The 1139-nt window shown below is 37.5% G+C and carries 2 protein-coding genes; one reads left to right on the forward strand and one right to left on the reverse strand.

All coding sequences use genetic code 11. The features are described 5' to 3' along the window. A partial coding sequence (locus tag O9332_RS05425; protein ID WP_271948249.1) for an IS630 transposase-related protein occupies positions 1 to 64 on the reverse strand: 64 nt, incomplete at its 3' end. A gap of 275 nt (positions 65 to 339) precedes the next feature. Here O9332_RS05425 and O9332_RS05430 point away from each other — a divergent pair. After that, positions 340 to 1035, forward strand: coding sequence for a hypothetical protein (locus tag O9332_RS05430; RefSeq protein ID WP_288024118.1), 696 nt, complete (start codon positions 340 to 342; stop codon positions 1033 to 1035). The last annotated feature ends 104 nt before the right edge of the window (positions 1036 to 1139 follow it).

Consider the following 1139-nt stretch of genomic DNA (forward strand, 5'->3'; position numbering starts at 1 on the left):
TTATGCTTCCCCCATTCTCTACATAATCGATTACTTTTTTTCTCAAGTCTAGGCTATAAGACATTTTTCTGTATGGGTTGCTCGTTTCTCTTGATTTTACCTTATTTTTCCCTCGTCTCACACTTATTTGAAATGACTATAGCCTATACTCAACGGATTTAGTATCAGTCCCTAGTCGGGGAGAAGAATATAAAGAATTATTAAATTGTAGCTTTTAATACAGTTGTGGGGGGGGGAATGTGTATTGTTTTGTTGTCCGCCTTTGGCGTTGGATTCAAGTGTTGCTTGACTTAGCTGCGAGGGAGGGCGATCTCCGTAACAATTTAGATTGAGGATGATATGAACAAAGTTTATCGAACTTTAGCAATTGGTGGAGTTTCCTTTTCGCTTTTCACGCTATTAAATTTAGGCTCTACTAGAACAATTGCAGCATCACTTCAGGATTTTCCCGTTCCGCCAGAAGATATACCATCTTGGGTGGACCCTAAACTTATAGCTTTTGCTGAATATGACTACACACTTACTCCAGGAGGATTAGGACAACACACTAATTTGATAAAAGGTCCTGAATCCCTTTTTGATGAAACACAGAGTGGTATTTCTAGCTTAATAGGAGACTGGTCTTATACTCCAGGATCTGGTTGGGATGGAAGCTTCAACGGAGGTTTAGCGGATGAACAATCATTAACAATTGTATTCAACGTTGCTAACCTCAGAGTTCCAACAAACTCCAAAACACTAGAAGTCGCTTTCGATTTTAAGCAAAATTTGTTTGACTACATAATTGACTGTCAAGTAATGACCGATAACCCTAATGATAAAGTAGGCAAGTTGTGTGGAGTATTTGAAAAAAACCCCAAGCAATTAAAGTTTTTTGCAAGAATTACTCCGCAGCCAAACTTCGCCAAACTAATAGTAAAATTAACCAAACGTCCAATTCCTCCATTGAATGAAAATTTTTTGGGTATAAACCAAGATCAAGATTCAATCTCGTTTACTAAAACTGGCTCTTCGTTACTTGTTATGGTTCGATAGGGGGGCATAAATCGACTAAATCCTTATCTGGCAAGAGACTTAATTGATTAGTTCGCTCTAGATAAAAAACAATTGACAAAAATCGCTAAATGCCTTTCTATATA

This window comes from Microcystis sp. LE19-10.1B (assembly GCF_027530565.1).
Lineage (GTDB): Bacteria > Cyanobacteriota > Cyanobacteriia > Cyanobacteriales > Microcystaceae > Microcystis > Microcystis aeruginosa.